This window comes from Mucilaginibacter roseus, from assembly GCF_021215455.1.
Lineage (GTDB): Bacteria > Bacteroidota > Bacteroidia > Sphingobacteriales > Sphingobacteriaceae > Mucilaginibacter > Mucilaginibacter roseus.
Window position 1 is genome coordinate 68,821 of record NZ_JAJPWV010000001.1, and the last position, 23,442, is coordinate 92,262.

The following is a 23,442-nucleotide window of genomic DNA, read 5'->3' on the forward strand; positions in this document are numbered from 1 at the left end:
ATGTCGAAAATGAATAATGCTTATAAGGAGGTCGTGATCATTGGCGGTGGGTTTGCCGGCGTGAATTTGGCAAAAAGCCTTGCTGACGAAGACGGGATACATGTGACCCTGGTAGATAAGAACAATTACAATTTTTTTCCACCGCTGCTTTACCAGGTGGCGACGGGATTTCTGGAGGTTTCTAATATTACCTACCCATTCAGAAAAATGTTTGCCCGTAAAAAAAACATACGCTTCCGGATGGCGGAACTTATCGAGATCGATGCGGAGCATAATACGGTGATCTTGAATAACGGGAAACTCATTTACGATTACCTGGTGCTGGCAACCGGGACGGAAAGTAATTATTTTGGCATTGATAACATCAAAAGGTCAGCGCTAACGATGAAAACAATCGACGATGCAGTCAATATTCGAAATTTCTTTCTTCTGCAGGCTGAAAGAGCTACACTGCAATCAGATCCGGTCGAGCGTGCGAAATTGAGCAACATTGTCATAGCAGGAGGCGGACCCACCGGCGTAGAGTTGGCGGGCATGATCGCGCAAACCAGGAAGAAAGTACAGGAAGCGGAATATCCAGAGCTTAAAGGGGAGCATCCTGCAATCTATCTGGTTGATGCGCTTGATGTTGTTTTGGCACCGATGAGCGAGAAATCACAACGCTACACCAAAGATACCCTTATCAATATGGGTGTGAATGTGATGTTAGGAAAACAAGTAAAGGACTATATCCATGATGCCGTGATCTTTTCGGACGGTTCAAGCATACCTACAAAATCTTTGATCTGGACTGCAGGTGTTATGGCCAGGACATTCGCAGGCCTTCCCGAATCTTCCTATGGTCGCGGTAACAGACTACGGGTTGACGCTTATAACGCGGTGATCGGCCTCAGAAACATTTATGCTATCGGCGACACTTGTATTCAGACCACTGATCCGGATTTCGGGAATGGCCATCCGCAGTTGGCACAGGTTGCCATTCAACAGGGTAAAAATTTAGCAGCAAACCTTAAGGCCATGCAATCAGATGCAAAGACAAAACCTTTTTCTTATAATGATAAAGGTTCAATGGCTATCATAGGTCGTTATAAAGCCGTTGCGGAGATACCTAGGCCGAAATTCTTTTTTAGAGGTTTCCTTGCATGGTCGGCATGGCTATTTGTACATCTCTTTTCCCTGGTAAGTTTTCAGAACAAGATCAAGACAATTCATAACTGGTTCATTTCATTTCTGACGAATGATCAGTCAATGCGGATCATTGAGCGTCCGAAATAATAAGTTAACAAGTTCAAAGGCCACCTGTACGGATGACCTTTGAACTTTTCCGCTTTACGATGTAATATGCTTATATAAACCTCTGATTAAAATTCTTTTTATTCATATAAGACCAACTCTTCTTTACGCTGAACTGTTTGTATTGCTCATTGCTTGACCTTTCGTAAAAAATGTCCGGCAGATATACCTGGGCATAAGCTAAAAGTAAACCAGCAATGTACACGGGATCGTTAGAGACATAACGACAATTACCCTTGTTGACAATAGTCCATAAGTATGTTTTCCGGAAATTTCACCGATCAAGAAATAAATTAAAGACATAATGAAACCCGTAGGATCAAAGACATGAGAGTTTTGGTCAAACTAAGGTCAGGTTGTAAAAAAAAAAATCTAAACAGCCTTGTATTTGAACAGCGTTTAATATATTTGTACTGTTCAATAAATATGGTTATATGAGAAAAGTATTGATCACGGGAGCAAGTGGTGGCATCGGGCTGGAAACGGCCAAACAACTGGCCGAATTAGGTGACAAGATCACCCTTGTAGCCCGTAACCAGGGTAAGTTAAAAAAGGCTGCAGAAGCTTTGTCCGGCTCCGGCCATGATATGCTGGTAGCCGACCTGACCAATGATGACGACCTCAAAAAAGTGTTAGGCCATTTAAAAATAGAGAAATACGATATACTGATCAATAATGCGGGTGCAGGCATCTACGGAAGATTTAACGATATCCCTTTAGCATACCAGTTGAACGGCATGCATCTTAATATGGATGCGTTGGTTAACCTCTCTTACGGCTTTTTACAGCACGCCAGACCTGGTGATACCCTGGTGAACGTGGGTTCGCTCCTGGCGCACTCTTCTTTACCTGGCGGCGCTGTGTATGCCGCTACCAAGAGTTTTGTAGCCAATTTTTCAGAATCACTATGGTACGAGTATAAGGACAGGAATATCTTTGTGATGGGTTTTAATCCTGGTGCAGCCAATTCTGACTTTCATACCAACGCCGGCGGGGATACCAGCGATTTTCCTGATTTTGTCATGTCGTCCGTTCAGAACGTTGCCGGAGAACTTATCAAGGCAATTAATAACAGAAGTAAGCCCAGGGTGGTTCAAGGCTGGAAAAACAGGTTCATGCTGTTTGGCTTCAAATTGCTGAGCAGGAAAGCTGCGGTTAACATCATGGGAAGGATCAGCCCCGGGATGCAGCATTGAGCGAATGATGCTGCCCGGGAAAACAATTAGTCAGGACCACCTATATTTGTACTTAAATAATTAAAATGAGCATAGCAGAACGCAAATTAGAAGAGAAGCAGGAAATGCATAAACGCATCTTGAATGGCGCGCGAAGGATATTCCTGGAAAAAGGCTATGAACAAACCAGCATGCGCAGCATCGCCAATGAGATCAACTACAGCCCCGGTTCGCTTTATTTCTATTTCAAAGATAAAAGCGAAATATTTCAGGAACTCCATCAGGAGGGCTTTCGGTTGCTCGTTAACCAGTTCAGGGTATTGGACAAGGTTAGTGATCCTTTTGAGCGTCTAAAGGCTATGGGGCGAATTTTTATACAATTTGCGCAGGAGAACAAGGACTATTATAACCTGATGTTCCTGGTTGACGAACCTACGAAATTGTCAGAGAACCCGGGCGGCTTTCAGATCGCGCAGGAAGCAATAGAACGATTAACCGGTGTCGTCAGGGACTGCCAGCAGGCGGGTAAGTTCAAAGATATGGATACAGATGATCTGACCTTCACGATCCTTTCCACTATGCATGGTATTTGCGCACTGTTCTGTAAAGACCGGACGGCCAGTTTTATGGGCAGGACCAACGAAGAACTGATGCAAAGCGGCTACGAGTGTTTTGTTGCCTTACTTGAAAAAGGGTAAACCCTTTTTTTAATCAATAATTGAACAGTGTTTAAATTTATAACGATGATTAATAATGAAAACTAAAAAGCCAGTAAATTATGGCTTGTTACTTTATGCGGCGGCCCTCTTAGCTGCAATGCCGGCAAAAGCGCAGAGCCAGTTGGATAACTATATCCAGGAAGGGCTCAACTCAAGTCAAAGTATCAAGCAGCAAAACTTCTTACTCCAAAAAAATATGTATGCTTTGAAAGAAGCGAAAAGCATGTTTGGGCCCGACGTGACCTTTTCCACCACCTATACCAAAGCCGACGGCGGTCGTACCATCGACTTCCCGACAGGTGACCTTTTCAACGGGGCTTACGCGACGCTCAATCAATTAACCGGAACCAATACTTTTCCGCAGCTTCAAAATCAGCAGATCCAGCTGAACCCGGATAACTTTTACGATGCCAGGTTCCGCACCACGCTGCCTATTTTGAACGCGGAACTGATCTATAACAAACGGATCAAAACACAGCAGGTCGATCTGCAGCAAACCGAGGTGCTGCTGTATAAGCGTGAGCTTGTTAAGGAGATCAAAACGGCCTATTATAATTATGCAAAAGCCGTAAACGCGACCGGCATCTACGAGTCCTCGCTTCGGGTGGTGGAAGAAGGCCAAAGGATCAATGCCAGGTTGTTCGATAATAGCAAAGTGAACCGGACCGTTGTGCTCAGAAGCCAGAACGAAGTATCAAGGATCACTGCATCACTGACCACGGCAAAGAAGAATGCGGAATCGGCCCGTTACTATTTTAATTTCCTGATCAACCGTCCGCTTACGGACAGCATCCTGTTAGATCAGGTTGCCACGCCACCCACACAGGAGCAGCTATTGGGGAATAACGTAAATGGCAGGGAAGAATTATCCAAGCTCAAGTTAGCTACGGATATTAATAGTAATCTCACAGGTTTGGCCAGATCTTACCTCATTCCTAAGGTTGGTACCTTCATTGACCTGGGCTCACAAGCCTTCGACTGGAAATTTAACAGGCAAAGCCGGTATTATTTGTTAGGCGTTTCATTAGAATGGAACCTGTTCTCTTCCGGCAAAAACAGTAACCGGGTCAAGCAAACCATTGCTGACCGCGAAGCCATAGCTGCCCAGACCGATTATATACAACAGCAACTGCTTACCGAGCTCAAGGTAAAACACGCAGGCATGCAAAGCGCTCTTGCGCAATATAATGCCGCACAATCTCAACTAAAAACCAGCCGGAACTACTACGCTGATGAGCTGAAACTATATAAACAGGGAATGGCCATTTACATAGAGTTGCTGGATGCCCAGAACCAGTGGATAGATGCACAGCTTAACGCCAACATCGCCCTTTACGATACGTGGATAGCCCACGCGGCCATCGAACGTGCTAACGCCAGTTTTAATATTAAACCATAAGAACGACCATGAAAAAAATTCAAATACTCAGCATCGCCGTAGCAGCGATCGCCTTGATAACCGGGTGCAAAGAAAAGCACCAGGAGGCTGACCTGTCGGCTGTTGCGGACATTATTCCGGTTAAAGTCGCAACCATGACCGAACTTGGTGTACCAGACCACATCACTGCCACAGGATTAGTGAGTACAGAGGACGAGGCCAGATATGCTTTCAAAATCGGCGGTGTGATCAACCGTATCCTCGTACAGGAAGGCCAGTTTTTCAAAAAGGGTCAGTTACTGGCCACACTCAACGCCACTGAAATATCAGCCGGCCTTACGCAAAGCAGCCTGGGTGTGGAAAAGGCGCAACGGGATTACAACCGGGCTGTTAGTCTTTATCAGGACAGTGTTTATACATTGGAACAATTACAAAATACCAAAACGGCATTGGATGTCGCCAAAAAAGCAACGGAGGCGGTCGCATTCAATGAGCGCTATTCAAGAATATATGCGGCATCTGATGGCTTTGTAAGCAGTAAGATCGCCAACGAGGGCGAAGTTATCGCGGAGGGGATGCCGGTGCTGCTGGTAAATTCTACCGGGCAACACAACAGTTATTTGCTAAAGGTAGGCGTGACGGACCGGGAATGGGCCACTATCAAGCTGGGACAATTAGCTAAAGTGACGCTGGATGGCTATGCAGGTCAGCAGTTCGATGCCGAAGTGTTCCGTAAATCACAGGCTGCAGACCAGGCACTCGGCTCTTTCCAAATTGAGCTAAAACTAAGACTAAACGGTGTAAAGCCTGCAGTAGGTATGTTTGGCAAGGCAGAAATCGCCACCCGTCATGATGAAAGTGCAACGGTGATCCCGTATTCATCACTGGTGGAAGCGGACGGTAAAAAAGCTTTTGTATTTACCACGATCAGCCCGACCAAAGTCAAAAAGGTACCGGTAACCATTTTAAAGTTTGATACCGACAAGGTATATCTCCAGGCCAAACCGGAAGGGATAAACCAGATCGTGGTATCCAACAGCGCTTATCTCAACGAGCAGTCGACTATAAAGATCATCAAATAAGGCCGTCATGAAAATTACAAACTTCGCCGTTAAGAATTATCAGTTCACGCTGATCATCTTTCTCCTCGTTGCCGTGGTTGGACTGCTGACGCTGTTCACCATGCCCCGTTCGGAAGATCCGACCACCCATCCCCCGCAGTATATCATCACGGTTATCTATCCGGGTACCAGCCCCAAGGATATGGAAGAACAGGTGGTAAAACCCATCGAAAACAAAATATATGGCCTGGAAAATATTGAAAAGATCCTTACTACGGTAGAAGACGGTGTAGCGGTTATCCAGCCGAAGTTTAAATACGGCGTGGATGTAGACAACAAGTACCAGGAAATATCCACGGAGATAAACGCTTTGAAAACCAGCGAGCTGCCGAAGGACATCTACCTCATCAAGACCGAAAAGGTATCCTCTGCCGATGTTAAAGTGCTCCAGGTGGCATTGATATCAGATAACGCATCAGGTAAATTACTGCGTGACCAGGCAGACATTTTGAAAACACGCCTGGAAAAGATCACCAACCTGAAGGAGGTCAAATATTTCGGGATGCCGGAGCAGGAGATCCGTATTGATATGCAACTGGATAAGCTGGCGCAGCTTAAGATACCGCTTAATGTGGTTATGGGTAGTTTGCAAAGCGAGGCTGCTGATATACCGGGAGGAAGCATCAACCTGGACAGCAAAGTATTTAATGTCAAAACCAGCGGAAAATTTAAAAACACCGATGATGTAGCCAATACCGTGATCTATAATGCCAATGGAAAGATCATCTACCTGAAAGATGTAGCCGAGGTTGGTTATAAGGACGCCATCGTTAGCCATATTACCCGGTTGAACGGGCACCGTTGCGTATTGGTCGCGGCAGCCATGAAGGATAATGTAAACATAGCCGAAGTACAGAAGGAGTATCTACAGGTACTGGATGCCTACGAAAAGACACTGCCCGTAAACATCAGCATGGTTAAAAACTTTGACCAGGCCAACATGGTGTCTGAACGGCTGGGGCACTTGGGCTTTGATTTCGGACTGGCCATCGTACTGGTCGTGGTTACCTTACTGCCCTTAGGTTTCAGGGCATCACTGATCGTGATGATCTCCATACCGTTGTCATTGGCCCTGGGCCTGATCGCCATGAACTTGCTGGGTTATTCCCTGAACCAACTGAGTATCGTAGGGCTTGTGGTAGCATTGGGTTTGCTTGTTGATGATAGTATTGTGGTAGTGGAAAATATTGAACGGTGGCTGCGTGAGGGGCATTCACGTAAAGACGCTATCCTGAAAGGCACCAAACAAATCGGGATAGCCGTAGTAGGCTGTACAGCAACCTTAGTGATCGCGTTTTTGCCGCTTGCCTTTTTACCTGACGTAGCAGGCGAATTTATACGCAGCCTGCCCATGGCGGTGATGACCAGCGTGCTGGCCTCCATGATCGTTGCATTAACGCTGGTTCCTTTCCTGGGCAGCCGCATGCTTAAAACACACACTCATGGCGAGGGCAATTTCTTCCTGAAGCACCTGCAACGATTCTTGACCAAATCGTACGCCCGTGTCATGCCGCTTGCGCTGGAATGGCCAAAAGCCACGATCGGTATTTCCCTGGCTTTAAGCGGCCTTGCCTTTTTCTTGTTTACGGTAACGGGGTTCAAGCTTTTTCCTACGTCTGAAAAGCCCATGTTCCTGATCAATATCAAACTGCCTTTGCAAGCGGATATTCCGGAAAGCGACCGCGTAAGCAGGTTGGTGGAAAACGAATTGAGAAAACATAAAGAGGTGGTGTATTATACCTCAAACATTGGCAAGGGCAATCCACAGATCTATTACAACGTGCATCAGCAGGACGTAAAGTCAGATTTTGCGCAAATATTTGTGCAGATGAGCGATGAAGCCAACCCCGGTGAAAAAACAGCGCTCATCAAAAAACTCAGAAAAAAATTCAACAACATGCCTTATGCACGCGTGGAGGTCAAGGATTTCGAGCAAGGAACCCCTATCGAAGCCAATATTGTGGTGCGGGTTTTTGGCGATGACCAAAGTAAACTGCGGGAGCTGTCCTTCAAAGTGGAAGAACTGCTGAAAAAACACCCCGGCACTTTCTTTATCAATAATGAGCTTAACGTCAATAAAACAGATGTGAAGATCAAGATCGACAAGGAAAAAGCACGTACGCTGGGCGTATTGACCAGTGATGTGGATAAGGTCATCCGGATGGCCGTGGCCGGCCTAACCGTTGGCGATTATATCGATGACCGCGGCGATGCCAGGAATGTAACCATTACCCTCCCGCGCGATAAGTTCTCCAATCTTAATGTGTTGAAGAACCTGTACGTCAATAATATCCAGGGGGTCCCGGTTCTGGTTGATCAGATCGCCGTGGTGACTTTTGAAACCTCACCGACTGCCATCAACCATTTTAACAAATCCCGTTTTGCCAAAGTCACTTCACTGACGAAGGAGGGCGTGTTGGCCAACGATGTTCTGAAAGACGTTATACCGCAACTCAATCAATTGAAAATGCCACCGGGATATTATTACAAACTTTCAGGCGAGGCCGAATCTGAGGGCGATGCACTGGGCGGCAACTTCCTGTCGGTGATCATACTGAGTACATTTCTGTTCGTGGCGGTACTGTTGCTGCAGTTCAAAACTTTTAAAGGCATCATTATCGTGCTTTCCATCATACCGTTAGGTGTATTGGGCGGGGTGGTATTGTTACTCATGACGGGCAACCCCATGTCATTGGTATCCATCATTGGTTTTATCGGTTTATCGGGCATCCAGGTTAAAAATTCTCTTTTGCTGGTTGATTTTACAAACCAGTTGCGTGCGGAGGGTTACAGCATTGATGAAGCGATCCATATGGCCGGGGAAACACGCTTTCTGCCGGTGGTACTCACTTCGATCACTGCAATTTGCGGGTTGTTGCCTATAGCGTTGAACCCGAATCCCCTGATCGCGCCACTGGCCATTGTACTGATCGGTGGCTTGATCAGTTCCACCATACTTTCAAGAATTGTTACGCCGGTGATGTATAAACTGATCCCCCCTAGTCTGGAAACGGATGAAGTAAAAGAAAGTGTTCAGTCTTAACAGGAAAGCTATCGTCATGCTACAATACTTCGATAAACTGGAAAATGACCGGGATGTGCTGCTGGAACAGACAAAAGATCTTTCCGCCGATCAATACAATATGATCCCTCCCGGCTCTAACAATAACATTATTTGGAACATGGGCCATATCCTCGTAGTCGGCGAGGATCTGCTCCATCCGGACTCTTCCGATCAGAACGGTGTAACGGAAACTTTTAAAAAGCGCTTCCGCCTGGGTTCGAAGCCGGATGTGTTCATAACGGAAAAAGAAATTCTTTACATCAGGGATGCTTTAAAGGATACCGCTAAACTTTATAAGCTGTCTGCCGGGAATGACCGATCGGCGGGCAATAACAATTTATCAAACGGTGCCGGCCCTCCCGCGAGCGGTGATGACCTTATGCGGTTCATTCTTTTCCACGAACAGATGCATTACCGGAAGATCGCAAAGCTGATGGGACTTATAAAGAAGTAAAAATACCTTACAATAAAATATATAGCAGACAGATACCATGGAAAATCAATATGACATCATCGTTATCGGTTCAGGCCCCGGGGGGTATACTGCGGCCATCCGGGCCGCTCAGCTCGGGTACAAAACAGGGATCATAGAAAAATACGATAGCCTGGGCGGGACGTGTACCAATGTGGGATGTATCCCGGCAAAAGCTTTACTGGACAGTACGGAGCATTATCATCAGGCAAAAGAACAATTTGCGAAACACGGGATCGAACTGAACGGCGAACCGGTCATAAATTTCACGCAGCTCATCCACCGTAAAAATGAGGTCATCGCTTCTAACGTGTCCGGGTTGCGGTTCCTGATGAAGAAAAACAAGATTGACGTGTATACCGGTACAGGAAGTTTTATCGACCATCGATCCATTAAAGTCAGCGGAACAGATACGGAAAAAACCCTTACGGCTAAATATTTTATCATTGCCACGGGCTCCAAACCATCGACCATTCCCGGTGTGGTGATCGACAAGGACAGGATCATTACGTCTACAGAAGCGCTTTCACTTCCTGAAAGACCGGAATCTATGGTGATCATTGGCGGCGGTGTTATCGGTGTGGAACTTGCCTCCGTTTACGCACGTATCGGAACTGCGGTAACCATCATTGAGTATGCCGGTTCGCTGATCCCTGCGATGGACCGGGAACTGGGGAAAGCACTGTTTAAAACGCTGGAAAAGTTAAAGATCAGGACATTGTTAAACAGCAAGGTACAGTCCGCATCTGTCAATGGAAGCCAAGCCACCATAAAACTCCTAAACGGACAGGGCGAAGAGCAGCAACTTACCGCTGACTACTGCCTGGTGGCTGTCGGCAGGAAGGCCTATACGGAGGGCTTAAACCTTGCTGCCGCCGGTGTTGAACTTGAACCTGACGGTAAAATCAGGGTCAACAAGTTGTTGCAGACCAGTTCGCCCAATATCTATGCAATCGGCGATGTAATTGCCGGACAGATGCTCGCCCATAAGGCGGAAGATGAAGGCGTTTTCGTTGCCGAGGTGATCAGCGGACAAAAGCCGCATATCAATTACAACCTGATCCCAGGTGTGGTTTATACATGGCCTGAGTTAGCCTCCGTTGGCGCTACGGAAGAGGAACTCCGTTCAAAAGAAATTGAATTCCGTTCCGGTACATTTCCTTATTCGGCCAGTGGCAGAGCAAGGGCAGCAATGGATACCGACGGTTTCGCCAAAGTGCTGATCTCCCCCCAATATGGTGAAGTACTTGGCGTGCATATCATAGGCCCGAGAGCGGCTGACGTGATAGCACAGTCCGTTGTGGGAATGGAATACGAAGTAACTGCAGAAGACATGTACCGCATCAGTTATGCCCACCCTACCTATTCCGAGGCATTGAAAGATGCTTACCTGATTGCCTCCGGGCAGGGAGCGATCAACCTGTGAAAATGCTGAATCGAAGGGTAACCGGTCATACCGCGATAATGAAAGATGTCAGTTGCGATTTTTGTGTTAAGGCCGGTTGAGTTCGCTGCAGGCCCATAGTTCCGGTTGATCGATCAGGTAACAACTGCCGCTAACCACTTCGAAGCCATAATGTAAACATAATCCATTCATCCCCCTAAACCAATCGATTATGGAAAAAAACATCAAAGATAAGGAGCAAACCAAGCGCAGGCTGATCGCCGCCGTGGCTCATGTTTTTAAAAATGAAGGACATACCGGTTTGGGGGTTAACAAGATCGCCAGGCTGGCGGGTGTTGATAAAAAACTGATCTATCGCTATTTCGGCAGTTTTGATAGACTGGTCGAAGCCTATGTGGTCGAAACCGATTACTGGATGCGATTCGTAGATCAACTGCACGAACTTAAGGTTCCGGAGAATATGCAGGAGATGAAGCGCTTACTGGCATACGTGCTCAAGAATCAGTTTCGTTATTTCTACGAGGATAAGGAAATGCAGCGGCTTATCTTATGGGAACTGGCCGCTAAAAGCGATATCATGCGGAGCATCCATCATACCCGGGAGGTCAAGGGACAGTTGCTGCTGGAAATGACGGATCGTTATCTGCAAAAAAATGATGTTAATTTCCGGGCGATCGCTGCTTTGCTGGTTGGCGGTATCTATTACATGATCCTGCACACCCGGAATAACGGCAGTATGTTCTCCGATATCGACTTATCGAAACAGGAAGGCCGCCAGGCTATTCTGGATGCTATCGATTCAATACTTGAGATGACATTCAAATTGTAAGTGCAGCTTAGCCCGAACTGATGCATCCAGCAAAGTAACAGCCGGTGCCCCGCCGCTTTTCGCTAATTAACAGGGAGACGAAGCCCGTACAAAAGCACATCTTCGGTTAAATTGCTGGTTCTAGCCCAGTGTGGGATTCGAGATCGCGTATGAAGTTGCTTTTGGGTTTCCGAAGCATTTATATTGGCAATTAACTATTATATTGGTTATACCCTGGCAAGAATATACGCACCTTTATTATCAAATGTCCTTAAGCCCAAACTATAAACTAGGCGACCTTTCCCGCAATTCTCCAATAGGACAATCCAACAGTCATTAAGCATGGTAACTCTTTCTTCCATTGCAAATCAGCACAGCAATCATTGATCAAGTTTTTTCCATTTTCTCTTGTTACACGATTACAGATCGGATATCTGATACATACTTTACCATGACGCCCTAAGAATCTCTTTGTAATCAATTCTAGCGATAACAAACTTGCTGTTTCAGTATAACCTTTATTTGTATCGTGATCAAGAGGTATTACAATATCGCTGTTGTTTGAATCAATTGCAGGCAGACCATAAAAATTTAAAATATCGTCTAAAGTTTTAATGCTGCTTAAATCTTCTTTGTAGATAGCGTTCAACAAAAACGAATCACCTTTACAGGATTCATTTTTACAATTTTCGATTACTTTTTTAACATAAACTGATTTATTCCCCAATACTTGCTCTAAATAATTTACAAAATCATCCATCAATGTATGCATCATCCTGTAGTTGGGCATATCCTGACCATTAAAGATCCTTGAATAATCCCTCATGTATCTTTTATATAGATCGATTCCGTTTTCGGATTCGTCCACAGATTTTAATATCATTATGAATGCATGCCCCGGATTGTTAAAATAAAGCGCTGTGTAACATATTGCAATCAGTAATCTGGTATCATCTTTTATGTCGGGACGTAATCTATTACAAATTAACTGAGCCGATTTATAAGGAATGTCACCATGGTGAAGATCCGGATTAATAAGTGATTGTACAAGATGTGCCATGCTTTCGATTACACATGTATATCCGAATTGGAAACCATTTGGAAAAACCCTTTCGTTATCAAAATCGTAAACACCCACATTGACCGCTGTATCACCTGCCTTGGCTAAATCCAAGTCAGTTTGGCTTATTTCGATATCACCGATATTACCTTCCGAAAAATTCCTGCTACCATTTTTCCCACGTAATTCTGATTCAAAAGCCTGCGCCGCGGGAATTATTTCAGAAAGCACCACGGGGACAGATATCATATCTTGTGCATCAATAAATTCTCTGAATAACAATAGATTTTTGAGGAAAAACCTATTGTATTTTATTCCATATGGCGTTGTGATCTGCTGTAAGTAGTGCACATATTCATGTATAAAAGATGCATAATCCCGCACACTGACATCTTTATACCCATTATTCAATACAGGTGACTCACCTTTTAAATACATGTGAAAAAATGTGCTTTCGTATATATTGATCCTTTCATCTGAAGTATAATCGTATTCGGTAGCGCCCATGTGCATCTGCTATAATTAAAAAATCGGGGTCTTAATCAGCTCAAAATTATCAAATCTGTGCTCAAAGAACGAGGAACAGATGCAACTACTATTAGTAATAGTTAAAAACGCTAAATTGTATTTATGAATATACCAGAACAACTTGTTGACGCGATCTTCGCCAGTCAAAGACCAGAACCCACCGAACGTATTTCTTTTCTGCTGGGTTCCGGGTTTTCGAGACCAGATGGTATGCCTTTAGTAAGTGACATCAACCGGCAATTGAGCCAACTCAAAGAGAGCGACTTTTATTTGCGCCAGGAAATGTCCGCCGGCTTTTACACCGGTGATTACCGCGATCCAAACGCTTTCTCTACGCTAAACGATAGGCGCTTCGCATCCGAATTCATCGCGTTTTACGTTGAAACCCAACTTAGGGGAAACCATGAAGCATTCAATTACGAACATTTTTTTGATTTTTTCAGTGAATATCTTCATGAGAGAAAACATGTAGCTGAAGTTGATAAATTCTGTAGTGTCTACAACGAAAAGTATACTTTCAAGGGACAATACGATAACGGACGGAATTACCTCAACAAGTTTTTAAACATCTTTAATCAACTGGTTGCAAGTTTACTGATCAGGGCAAAATATTATCAGGATGTAAGTTACACTGGCGGTTACGCTGGTTATGGCACCTTTTGCCGCTTGGTAACAGAGGTATTAAAAAATTATCGTGTGCATGTTCACAGCTTAAATCACGATATGTTGTTTGATCATATGGGCTCCAAGGTATCCGGCATGTTCGAACATTTCACAGACGGATTCAGCGAAGCAGGTTCAAAGTATTTTGGAGAACTCGATTATCGTCCAAGATATATTCAGGAAGAATTTTACAAGCAATACCGGGTAAGGCTTAAGCATTATGACGGGGATTACCGCAAGCGCCTGTCATTTTTCAAATTACATGGCAGTGTCGATTATTTTCCGACCTATTTGAGGGGGAATGATAAACCCGTTACGATCAAAAGAGATTATGGCGTTGGCGAAGTACTCCTAGAGCGATTTGATGAACCCTCTCAGAAATTCTTTTACGAGGATCCGTTCACTAACAAATACCCCGCTTATCTGACCGGTACAACGCAAAAGATCAAACGCTATCAAGACGAATTCTACTATAATCTGTTTCAGCATTTCCAGGATAATTTAATCCATTCAAAGCAATTGATCGTTATTGGTTATGGTTTTCAGGATGCCGGGATCAACGAATATCTTGAAAAACACTATTTATCTCAGGGCAGGAAAATATTGGTCGTGGATATCAAGATGCCACAAGCGCAACTGATCGAAAAATATAAGCATCATTTCATTTTTTCCGGTGGCGGTGTCAGCGATACACCCTACACCGTATATGAGAATTTTTTAAGAGCATAGAGGCGCCCTGTGTTTTTGCAACTAAATGGAAACAAGAAGCAAAACACAGGGCGTTTTTCGGGGCCGGCTTCGCCGGCCCGCCGGGCAATTTTTCTCACCCGGCAAGCCTGATACAGGGTTTAAGTGATCTTGAGCGGCTGTGTCCTGAACTCCCGCAGGTTCAAAAAGAAGCCCCTGTTAAACAGTAATCCCTCCCTGAATAGTTGCCATAGAAGCGATGCGCCACAATTGGCGAGTGCGGAATTAATAAATAAATCCTGTTTGGTCAGGGCTTCGGCCAGCGAACAGCTTGGCGTATGATCGGCTTGTTCAGATGCGCTTAACAGTTCCTTAAATTCATCGGTCACTAAGGGCAAAGTTTCTACAGGACGGTATAGTTCCGAAGCGGGTTGTTTGATCTTCTCTAAAGTAGAAAGGATAACCTGACCGCTCGAACGGCTGTTCCCAAAATCCATCCAGTACCGCACCCGGTTGCGACCAGCGTATTGCGCGGCTAATTGTTTTAAGATATCCGCGATCTCATAACGGGCAGCTACGGTATCTACGCAGGAAATGGTAATCGTAGCACTGGCCAAATCCCTGTCCTTTACCGATGCCTTATCATAACGGGTCGTTTCCGCTTTCCAGTTCGTACCAAAAAAACGGTTGATGCGGTTGATCAAAGCGACCGATTTGTGCAAGCCTAACTCGGCAGTCGTAAACAACTGTCTCCCGAGATTGGCGGCATCTACCGTATCATGATCAAATACCCGCACGAACAAACCCGCATGGCCTAAAGCGTTCAGGGCATGGTTCATTCTCGCCAGTGCGGTCAGCACCTGACCGCCTGTGCCACCTGCGCCAATAAGGTTTATCGTAACAGGGTTATAGGGCTGTAACAATTCCTTTTGAACAATATGTACAGCAGGTCTGTCTTTTTTCTTCGTTTTCATTGGATGATCTGTTTAAGGGTCAAACTGGTTTTAATCAACTCATGCTGCGGGAATGGTTCACGTTTACCCGCAAGGGAACGCCACAACTCGGTCGTGTTGCTTTTGGTGCTGTTGTTCCCGCTGATGGAGTGGCTGAAATTGCTGTTAAAGAAATACTGCTCCCATGTTTTCATGAACTCCTCCAAACAGGTGCTTTTACCGATATTGATCTGCACCGTTCCCATACAGACCTGACCGCTTGTATAGATATTTAAGTATGGGGCGTGGCAAAGTTTGGTCTTTTCAGTCGGCTTGGCTTTGCCCGTTAGGCCATAGACCGACAAATGATCGGCATTCGCTTTCCAAAGCATGGCGGGAACATGAAATCTGCCTGACGGAATGTTCAAGCCATCCACAAAAAACAAGTTCACTTCCTGCGGTGGCGTGTACCAAACGGCGTAGCCGTTCGCCTTTTGATTGACGTATAAAACATGGGATGGCAGTAATCCTTTACTTTTGAGGTAACTGCTTTTGGTTTCCTGCGTGGTTTGTAATAATTCACTTAGTGCCGACACTTCCTTTTCATTCAGGGGGTGCGCATTGATGGGCTTACCGTTCCTGCCGATGTCATAACTTTCCACGTAAATTTCCGTGGTCTTTTCGTCCCTTTGAAACTGGTTGATCTCTTCAGCTTTATCATAGCGGTAGATCAGCAGGGCTTTGAACGGTTCAAAACCGCTGTTAAACTGTTGGGTGATGTTCTTCATGGTCGTATCTGTTTAGTAAATCACGCAGCCGTTCGATCAGGTCAAACAGCCTTTCCTCAAAATCAAAGTCTTTTCTTTCAGGGTCGGGCATGGTATCGAAATAATGAACGGCGGTCGGTTCATCCATGACCGGCCTTTCCTGAAAGGAGCAATTGATCATTTCCAGTAATTCATGCTGAAAACAATCCTTTTCGCTCCAATAAAAACTGGTGTATTCCCAAACACTGATCCGTTCTTCCTCATCAGGATAGATCAGATCGGGATGAACGCTTTCCGTTAGGGAGCGTTTAGGGTACTGGCGGTACAACTGTAAAAATTCAATGCCTAAAAGTTCCCATTCCATTTCATGTTTGTCCCTGTGATGGAAACCCGTTACCACGCTTTCCATTTTGCCGAGCCAATCGGGATTTTTGATGACGGGCATGATATGTCCGCCCGCCCGTCTTAATTCATACAAGGTATCTTCCTGTTGCTGCCGCCACGCCTGATCTTCCTCGTCGGTGTTGCCCTCGTCTTCGGTTTCGCTTACCCATTGTTCCAAGATATCATACTGGTAATCCATAAAACTCCCGCTTTCGGCATAAAAAGGAATGTCAACCACCTGGTGCAGGTAGGCAAAAATGACCGTGACCAGTTCGGTGATGTCTTGTTTTTCTGCATCCTGTGACCATTGCCAGTAAGCCCTGACAGGAATGTAAAACAGGCAATGGCTCAGATCAAAGGTCTTGACAACGGATAAAACCGCCTGTTTGCCTTTATCCTGCAAGATCAGGCAATGGTTCTCCCGGCTAAGCGCACTTACCTGTTTTTCCACCGTTTGCCATGTCGTGTAGATATTTTGAGGGAAAGGCAGATCAGTTTTGGGTATGTCCCATTGGTAGTGCTTGCAGAGGTTGGCAAGGGAGTTGAAATACTCCCTTGCTATCCTTTCCTTATTACCTGTAAAAGCCCAAAACGGCAGGAAACGGTGGTTCAGAAAACCATTTCCGTCAGCCCTGCGGGTGCGCTCCTTAGCGGATTTCGCCTGACCTCGTCTGCATCGGGCAAGCGGTTTAAGCGCTCTGCCAGTTCGCCGAATAATTGCTGTAGTTTCCATTGCTCACCTTTCCTGTTGATCCTGACAATCCTGTTCACTGTTTTCGCTCTCATATTATCCTTTCGTCCCTATGGTACTCTCGAACCTGTACTGCGCTTCATCGTCCCTGATCTCGGGACCGGTTACTTTGGCATTGGTCAGGACGGGGTACGTCCCGGCGTAGAAGTTCTGTACATCGGCTACTGTAAATCCCTCATTCGGGTCGTTCAGCCTGATCTCCCGACCGTTCTCTTTGTGCAGGAATACCCGCTTTAAAATCATCGCTTTCATCGCCTTATCATTAATCGTTAAAACTTGCGGTTAATTTATCGTAGGCCTCTTTACCCGCTTGCAGGGTTTTGCGCTTGGCTTCGATGGCTTCGGCCTTATCGGGGTGATCAGCAACATCGGGCAGTTGTGCCAATGCTTCCGCATATTTGGTATGCTGCGCCAAAGTTTTAACCCGTTCCATCGCTTCGTCATACAGCCGTTTCTTTTCGGCTTTGGCCTGTTTGTCGTCCTCCGGCGGGGTAAACAGGTCGTTATTTTCGTCATTGTCGTCCTCGTCAGGGTCGGTTTCCGCAGCTTTTCCGGCTTTAGCCTTATCGGGCTTGGCATTCTTTTTGGCTTTATCCAGTTCCTTTTGATAGCTTTCGAGATTACTGATCAGACCTGCGGTCTGCTGAACAGGTCGAGCCAGTTGTTCAAAAAAGCCCTCGTCCAGTTCTCCGGCGGTCGCCTTGAACAGCATGGGCGGTAAACCCTCGACAGCCTTGTCCTTTTTGAGTACCACCGATACAGTTTGTAAACCTGTTTCGTCCTGATGGATATTGAGCAGAAAATTACCCTGAAAGCCTAAACCTGCTATTTGCTGAAAAAAGTTCGTTTTCATGATCTTAAAATTTGAGATGGTTAAATCCTGCGATGGCGAGTAAAAACAGTCCCGCCAGTCCGCAGCTATTTGCTATAATTAACAGCAGCCTTTCCAGCAGCGTGACGATCACCGACCTGTCATAGCCCGAAAAGTGCTGCACACCGCCAATTCCCCTGCGGTTGAACCTGCGTTTGCCGATCTGATAGCGGATGAACAGGCAAACCGCCAGTAACGCTAAACCGCAGGGGATGCTCATATTTGGACGGGTATTCATGGTCAGCCGAATAAAAGTTCAACGGCAGGTTTAAACTTCGGGTCGGCATGCTTACCCTGCGCGGTATATTGCAACAGCGCATGCGCGGCAAACATGGCCATAAAGCCCCCGAACAACTGGTCAGCGAACACAGGCGCACTTTTGGCGAGGTCTTTCGGGTACTTGCCCAGTACCTTTTGCGTTTCTTTCGCCAGTTCAAACCATAGTTCCACGCCGAACAACTGGTCTTTCCATTCGGCGGCGATGCGTTCCCTGTCGTTTAACACCGTTTCGGCCAACTCTCCGAGATACCCCAGGAACGGGGGTATCTCGCTACTCATTAAGCTGTGCAAAAGCCTTGCTTTCTGCACGTTATTCAATATCTTCAATGGCTGCATGATCTTTAGTTTTTAATGAAATTAACGCATCCGCACCCTGACGGGCGAAGTTCCCGCAGAGGTCAAAAGCTACCTGCGACCTTTGTTTGGCTGTTCCGTCCATGATGGATTTGAATTTGGCATCCCCGTCCTTAAAATTGCGGACGTTCTGATAATAGCCGGTAATGGCATTATATGCCCCGAACACCGTCCCTGCGGTGGTTTCCATCTGTTGGGTCGGGTTACCCATCGCATAGGCATAGGCGTTATCCACGATATTGGTGTAGGTGCTCGATAACCGATCAGCCAAACCCAATTCCAGATTTTGAATAACTTCCTTATTAGGCGCCATAGCCACCTGTATCAGTTTCTTCACCTGCGCATCGGTAATACGCACCTTAGCCCAATGATTAAAGAGTTCTTCCAGTTCCCCGGCCATCACATGGGAAATGCCCATCAAGGTATGCGCCTGTTTCAAACGGTCGTTAGCCGAAGCCGTATGCCTGATCTTGATACCGCCGGATTGGTTCTTCATCGCTGCGTTCAGCGTGTTGTTGCAAACCACACGGGTCGGTGTAAAAGCAGCGGTGATACTCCCAAAACCATCGTGCGAAGTGGTCAGGAACAAATATTGTTCGATCAGATCCTGTTTACCCACCTTGATGTATTCAGGTAGTTTGGCCGTGATAAAGATGCGTTCACCCTTACCCAAAGCCCCCGCCGTTTCGTACTTGATGCCGTCAGCACCACCCACAATGGCATCAAAGAACTGGAACGCATCAGCGTTCTGTACCACCGCATAGTCCTTACCCACTACACCCAATACCGCATCGTTATCGGTGCGCACGGTCGCATAAAAACCGGGTACTTCGATGGATGGAAATGCCAAGTCCGTATCGATGTTGTCCAAACCCAGCCCCGCGCCATTGGTAAACAAAGGCCGTTTCTCCACCACATAGTCCAAACCTGCAAATCGGATGGCTTCCGCACTGGTCGGGTAATCCTCGACGATCTGCCCCAAGCCGTGCCATGCTTTTTCCTTAACACTAAAGAAACTGTGCTTTGCGGTCTGTTCGTTATAAAAAAGGTTGTGTGCCATGATCTTAAATTTGAATGTCCTTTAATCTGTGAATTGCCTTAAGCTGCCTGTTTGTTCCCGTTCCTTTTGGCTTTCGGCTTGGCTGCTCCGGCCTTCCGTGATGCCCCCAATAAGGTGATCTCGTTGGTGTGAAAGTTCAGGCTCGCCATCGGCTCCCCGTCACGGCTCACCCACGGCCTTGCGCTGATGTGGCCGAACAACTGCACCAATAAACCTTTGGTTAGATACGGCGCAACGGCATCCGAACGCCAGTAAGCGCAATCAATAAAGGTGGTGTCCTCTCTTTTTTCCCCGCCCGATACATACCTGCGGTTCACCGCAATGGTGAAATTGGTTACTGTCCTGTCTCCCTCAATGTTCCTTACGGCAGCATCTGCTACCAGTCTTCCTGTAATTTCCATGAACTTTAAATTTTAGTCGTTAAAAAAATAAAATGAACTAACTGCTTTCCCTTTACCTGTGCGACCCTCCCGGATAGCTATTTTTCAAAAGAAAAAACGGTAAAAAAGAAAGTCAAAAGAGCGGTCCTAAAGACGGAGCGGGAGAACTATAAGTCCCGGAGGGTGACCGGAACGAAGTGGAGGGCATTATGCGTTCGTACGGTACGGCTGACCGAACTTGACGCCTCTTTTGTCCGTTTTCTTTGGAAAATAGCGTAAGTGGCTACTCACTCCCAGCAGTCCTGTCCGTGTTTTGCAAATCCGGGAAAACCGGTTTTTGCGCCCTTCAGCGGGAAGCTTTTGAGGAACCCGAAAATGCTGAGCGGCATTCTGGAAGTGATCAAAATGAAAAGCATTTCTCCGCAGCAATTCGCTAACGCGCAGTTTACGCTCCTAATCTCAACCGGACAGCAAGCACAAAACGAACGGATCGAAACTTCAACCCCGTTTCCTTGTTCCCTATCCATGGCGAAGAACGATACGGACCTATCCGGCTTTGTGCGGGTACGGGGTGCACGTGAACATAATTTAAAGAATGTAAACCTGGATATTCCCCGCGATGCACTGGTGGTCTTTACGGGGATCTCCGGCTCCGGTAAATCCTCATTAGCGTTCGGTACGCTCTATGCAGAAGCGCAGCGACGATACCTGGAATCGGTATCCCCTTATGCCCGCCGGTTGTTCAACCAAATGGCTATCCCGGAAGTGGATGAGATCGAAGGCCTGCCACCTGCGGTCGCTTTGCAGCAGCAACGCGGCGCGGCCAGCACCCGCTCCTCGGTAGGCAGCGTGACGACCCTGTCTAATTTATTACGCATGCTGTATTCCCGCGCGGGCGACTACCCGGCAGGGCAATCGATTATTTACGCGGAATCTTTTTCGCCCAATACACCCGAAGGTGCCTGTACGGAATGCCATGGCCTCGGCCGGGTTTACGAGATCACCGAAAAAACGATGGTGCCCGACGACACCCTGACCATCCGGGAAAAAGCGATCGCCGCCTGGCCATCGGCCTGGCAGGGACAAAACCAGCGGGATATCCTGACCACCATGGGTTACGATATTGACATCCCCTGGAAAGACCTGCCCAAAAAAGACCGGGACTGGATCCTGTTCACCGAAGAACAGCCTATCGTGCCGGTATATTCCGGTCATACCCACGAAGAAATTCAGCGCTTTATCCAAAACAAGCGCCAGCCGGACTATATGGGCACCTTTACCGGCGCGCGCCGGTATGTCAGGCATACGTTCGCCAATACGCAAAGCGCGCTGATGAAGAAAAGGGTCGCGCAATATATGATCAGCAGCGAATGCCCGCTATGCCATGGCAAGCGCCTGCGGCAGGAATCCTTGGCCGTCAAATTCGCGGGCTATGATATTGCGGAACTGTCCCGGCTGGCCCTCAATAAACTGGCCACCATATTTGCGCCATATGCCAGCGGCGAGGCCAAAGCCCTCAAACAACTGGAAGAAAAACACCCGGAAAAGGTCGTGGTCGCCAAACGAATCGCCGAAGACTTCCTGGCCCGCGTACAGGTCATGCTGGACCTGGGCTTAGGTTATTTGACCATCGAAAGAAGTACCCCAACCTTGTCGCCGGGAGAATTGCAGCGGCTGCGGTTGGCCACCCAGGTTCGCTCGAATCTTTTCGGCGTAGTCTATGTACTGGACGAGCCATCGGCAGGCCTGCACCCGGCTGATACCGAGGCCCTGCTGCGGGCACTGGACAAACTCAAGGCATCCGGTAATTCCTTATTCGTGGTGGAGCATGAGATCGATGTTATCCGGCATGCCGACTGGATCGTGGATGTCGGCCCGGCAGCAGGTGAAAAAGGCGGCCATATTTTATACAGCGGCTTGCCCGAAGGTTTGCGCGACGTAAAGGAATCGCTGACGCGGCACTATATTTATGAAGATACCCGCAAAACGATCAGCGATCCCAGGAAACCTAAAGACCGGTTAACACTGGAGGGCGTCACGAGAAACAATTTACAAAACCTCGATGCCGCTTTTCCTTTAGGCGTGTTAACGAGCGTTACCGGAGTATCAGGCTCCGGCAAAAGCAGCCTGGTCAGCCAGGTCCTGGTGGAACTGGTGGCGGAGCATTTGGGCTTGCAGGTGGATATCACAGCCGATAGTGAAGCAGATCCGCTGGACGAGGCGCCAATACAAACATTGGGCGGCCATATTACCGGTGGTATGCAAAACATCAAAAGACTGGTGGTGGTCGACCAGAAGCCTATCGGGCGTACACCGCGTTCTAACCTGGCCACTTATACCGGCCTTTTCGACCATGTCCGTAAACTCTTTGCGGCTACGCCCATGGCCAAAGCGCGCAAGTTCGATGCCGGCCGCTTTTCATTCAATGTCGTCAAAGGCCGCTGCCCGCATTGCGAGGGTGAAGGCATGGTCATGGTCGAACTGCTGTTCCTGCCAAGTGTCTACACCCCTTGCCCGACCTGCGGCGGTACCCGTTATAACCCTAAAACATTGGAAGTTACCTATAAGGACAAAAATATCGCGGAGGTACTGGCCCTGACCGTAGACGAGGCGGCCATCTTCTTTGATGAAGAACCGGCGATCAGCCGCGCGCTGGAGGTCGTGCGGGAAGTTGGACTGGGCTACCTGCGGCTCGGACAGCCTGCGACCGAACTTTCGGGCGGTGAAGCGCAGCGGATCAAACTGGCGACAGAACTGCAACGTGCCCAGCATGGTCAAACGCTGTATGTGCTGGACGAACCGACCACGGGGCTGCATCCTTCAGACGTGGAGCGTTTATTAACGCAGTTGAACCGCCTGGTCAATACCGGTAATACGGTGATCCTGGTAGAACATGATATGGACGTGATCGCGGCCAGCGACTGGGTGATCGATATCGGGCCGGGCGCAGGTGAATCAGGCGGCCGGATCGTGGCCGAAGGTGAGCCGGCAGCGATCGTCAAAAACAAAGGGAGCCGCACCGCTCCTTACCTGGCCAAACACTTATGAAAGCAGATACCCCATCTTATCTGAATTTTGATACCGGCAAATATGCCTGGAAGCCGGACATCGACTATAAAAAGCATCCCGAACTTTATCGTGTGGGCAAAGGCGAACAAGGCGTACTGATCTGCGAACCGTACAAAAGCGAGATCGGGCCGAACTGGCGCTTCAAGACCGAGGAGCTTGCAGCGACCGATTGCGGAGCACTTTGTCGTTAGAGGCACCGAATTCCCAACGCGCTATCCACCC

General features: G+C 47.2%; 23 protein-coding genes. 12 read left to right on the forward strand and 11 right to left on the reverse strand.

Features of this window, described 5'->3' with window-relative positions; genetic code table 11:
• The 9 genes from LT679_RS00300 to LT679_RS00340 all read left to right on the forward strand — a co-directional run bounded on the left by LT679_RS00300 (position 1) and on the right by LT679_RS00340 (position 11,456).
• Positions 1 to 1,275 carry an NAD(P)/FAD-dependent oxidoreductase gene (locus LT679_RS00300; RefSeq protein ID WP_232174900.1) on the forward strand — a complete coding sequence of 425 codons (1,275 nt, stop codon included), beginning with the start codon at positions 1 to 3 and terminating at the stop codon, positions 1,273 to 1,275.
• Between the two features lie 452 nt (positions 1,276 to 1,727).
• Entirely contained in the window at positions 1,728 to 2,489 is a 762-nt protein-coding gene (locus LT679_RS00305; RefSeq protein WP_232174901.1) for an SDR family NAD(P)-dependent oxidoreductase, read from the forward strand.
• Between the two features lie 65 nt (positions 2,490 to 2,554).
• Positions 2,555 to 3,166 (forward strand): TetR/AcrR family transcriptional regulator, encoded by a 612-nt coding sequence (locus LT679_RS00310; RefSeq protein WP_232174902.1) that lies wholly within the window; start codon positions 2,555 to 2,557, stop codon positions 3,164 to 3,166.
• Between the two features lie 55 nt (positions 3,167 to 3,221).
• Positions 3,222 to 4,586 (forward strand): TolC family protein, encoded by a 1,365-nt coding sequence (locus LT679_RS00315; protein ID WP_232174903.1) that lies wholly within the window; start codon positions 3,222 to 3,224, stop codon positions 4,584 to 4,586.
• Positions 4,587 to 4,639: 53 nt separating this feature from the next.
• The gene (locus LT679_RS00320; protein WP_232174904.1) at positions 4,640 to 5,647 is read left to right on the forward strand and encodes an efflux RND transporter periplasmic adaptor subunit; all 1,008 of its coding nucleotides are present in this window, start codon (positions 4,640 to 4,642) and stop codon (positions 5,645 to 5,647) included.
• 7 nt (positions 5,648 to 5,654) lie between these two features.
• Positions 5,655 to 8,729: an efflux RND transporter permease subunit gene (locus LT679_RS00325; protein ID WP_232174905.1), complete on the forward strand. Its 3,075-nt coding sequence runs from the start codon at positions 5,655 to 5,657 to the stop codon at positions 8,727 to 8,729.
• Positions 8,730 to 8,745: 16 nt separating this feature from the next.
• Complete coding sequence (locus LT679_RS00330; protein WP_232174906.1) at positions 8,746 to 9,204, forward strand: DinB family protein; 459 nt, start codon at positions 8,746 to 8,748, stop codon at positions 9,202 to 9,204.
• A 37-nt stretch (positions 9,205 to 9,241) separates the two neighbouring features.
• Positions 9,242 to 10,648: a dihydrolipoyl dehydrogenase gene (gene lpdA, locus LT679_RS00335; RefSeq protein WP_232174907.1), complete on the forward strand. Its 1,407-nt coding sequence runs from the start codon at positions 9,242 to 9,244 to the stop codon at positions 10,646 to 10,648.
• 190 nt (positions 10,649 to 10,838) lie between these two features.
• A complete protein-coding gene (locus LT679_RS00340; RefSeq protein WP_232174908.1) occupies positions 10,839 to 11,456 on the forward strand; it encodes a TetR/AcrR family transcriptional regulator in 618 nt (205 codons plus the stop codon).
• 268 nt (positions 11,457 to 11,724) lie between these two features.
• Here the strand turns inward: LT679_RS00340 and LT679_RS00345 are convergent, their stop codons facing one another.
• Positions 11,725 to 13,002: a hypothetical protein gene (locus LT679_RS00345; RefSeq protein WP_232174909.1), complete on the reverse strand. Its 1,278-nt coding sequence runs from the start codon at positions 13,000 to 13,002 to the stop codon at positions 11,725 to 11,727.
• 123 nt (positions 13,003 to 13,125) lie between these two features.
• Between LT679_RS00345 and LT679_RS00350 the strand changes: the two genes are divergently transcribed.
• Positions 13,126 to 14,415, forward strand: a complete 1,290-nt coding sequence (locus tag LT679_RS00350; protein WP_232174910.1) for a hypothetical protein — start codon at positions 13,126 to 13,128, stop codon at positions 14,413 to 14,415.
• Positions 14,416 to 14,534: 119 nt separating this feature from the next.
• On the opposite strand, the gene LT679_RS00355 is transcribed toward LT679_RS00350, so the two are convergent.
• The 10 genes from LT679_RS00355 to LT679_RS00400 form a co-directional block, all read right to left on the reverse strand.
• Positions 14,535 to 15,347, reverse strand: coding sequence for a PRTRC system ThiF family protein (locus LT679_RS00355; protein WP_232174911.1), 813 nt, complete (start codon positions 15,345 to 15,347; stop codon positions 14,535 to 14,537).
• Positions 15,344 to 16,093, reverse strand: a complete 750-nt coding sequence (locus LT679_RS00360; protein WP_232174912.1) for a prokaryotic E2 ligase family D protein — start codon at positions 16,091 to 16,093, stop codon at positions 15,344 to 15,346. The genes LT679_RS00355 and LT679_RS00360 overlap by 4 nt, the downstream gene beginning before the upstream one ends.
• Positions 16,068 to 16,907 carry a hypothetical protein gene (locus LT679_RS00365; protein WP_232174913.1) on the reverse strand — a complete coding sequence of 280 codons (840 nt, stop codon included), beginning with the start codon at positions 16,905 to 16,907 and terminating at the stop codon, positions 16,068 to 16,070. The genes LT679_RS00360 and LT679_RS00365 overlap by 26 nt, the downstream gene beginning before the upstream one ends.
• 158 nt (positions 16,908 to 17,065) lie before the next feature.
• Positions 17,066 to 17,242: a hypothetical protein gene (locus tag LT679_RS00370; RefSeq protein ID WP_232174914.1), complete on the reverse strand. Its 177-nt coding sequence runs from the start codon at positions 17,240 to 17,242 to the stop codon at positions 17,066 to 17,068.
• 1 nt (position 17,243) lies between these two features.
• Positions 17,244 to 17,459 carry a PRTRC system protein C gene (locus LT679_RS00375; protein ID WP_232174915.1) on the reverse strand — a complete coding sequence of 72 codons (216 nt, stop codon included), beginning with the start codon at positions 17,457 to 17,459 and terminating at the stop codon, positions 17,244 to 17,246.
• Positions 17,460 to 17,469: 10 nt separating this feature from the next.
• A complete protein-coding gene (locus LT679_RS00380; RefSeq protein WP_232174916.1) occupies positions 17,470 to 18,060 on the reverse strand; it encodes a PRTRC system protein E in 591 nt (196 codons plus the stop codon).
• Between the two features lie 4 nt (positions 18,061 to 18,064).
• A complete protein-coding gene (locus LT679_RS00385) occupies positions 18,065 to 18,316 on the reverse strand; it encodes a hypothetical protein (RefSeq protein ID WP_232174917.1) in 252 nt (83 codons plus the stop codon).
• A 2-nt stretch (positions 18,317 to 18,318) separates the two neighbouring features.
• Entirely contained in the window at positions 18,319 to 18,693 is a 375-nt protein-coding gene (locus tag LT679_RS00390) for a hypothetical protein (protein ID WP_232174918.1), read from the reverse strand.
• On the reverse strand, positions 18,668 to 19,771 hold the full coding sequence (locus LT679_RS00395) for a DUF932 domain-containing protein (RefSeq protein WP_232174919.1): 1,104 nt from the start codon (positions 19,769 to 19,771) through the stop codon (positions 18,668 to 18,670). The genes LT679_RS00390 and LT679_RS00395 overlap by 26 nt, the downstream gene beginning before the upstream one ends.
• Before the next feature lie 38 nt (positions 19,772 to 19,809).
• Entirely contained in the window at positions 19,810 to 20,172 is a 363-nt protein-coding gene (locus tag LT679_RS00400; protein WP_232174920.1) for a single-stranded DNA-binding protein, read from the reverse strand.
• 354 nt (positions 20,173 to 20,526) lie between these two features.
• Here LT679_RS00400 and uvrA point away from each other — a divergent pair, with 354 nt between their 5' ends.
• The gene (uvrA, locus tag LT679_RS00405) at positions 20,527 to 23,199 is read left to right on the forward strand and encodes an excinuclease ABC subunit UvrA (protein ID WP_232174921.1); all 2,673 of its coding nucleotides are present in this window, start codon (positions 20,527 to 20,529) and stop codon (positions 23,197 to 23,199) included.
• A complete protein-coding gene (locus LT679_RS00410) occupies positions 23,196 to 23,411 on the forward strand; it encodes a DUF4385 family protein (RefSeq protein ID WP_232174922.1) in 216 nt (71 codons plus the stop codon). Before uvrA ends, LT679_RS00410 begins: the two co-directional genes overlap by 4 nt.
• Positions 23,412 to 23,442: the final 31 nt, after the last annotated feature.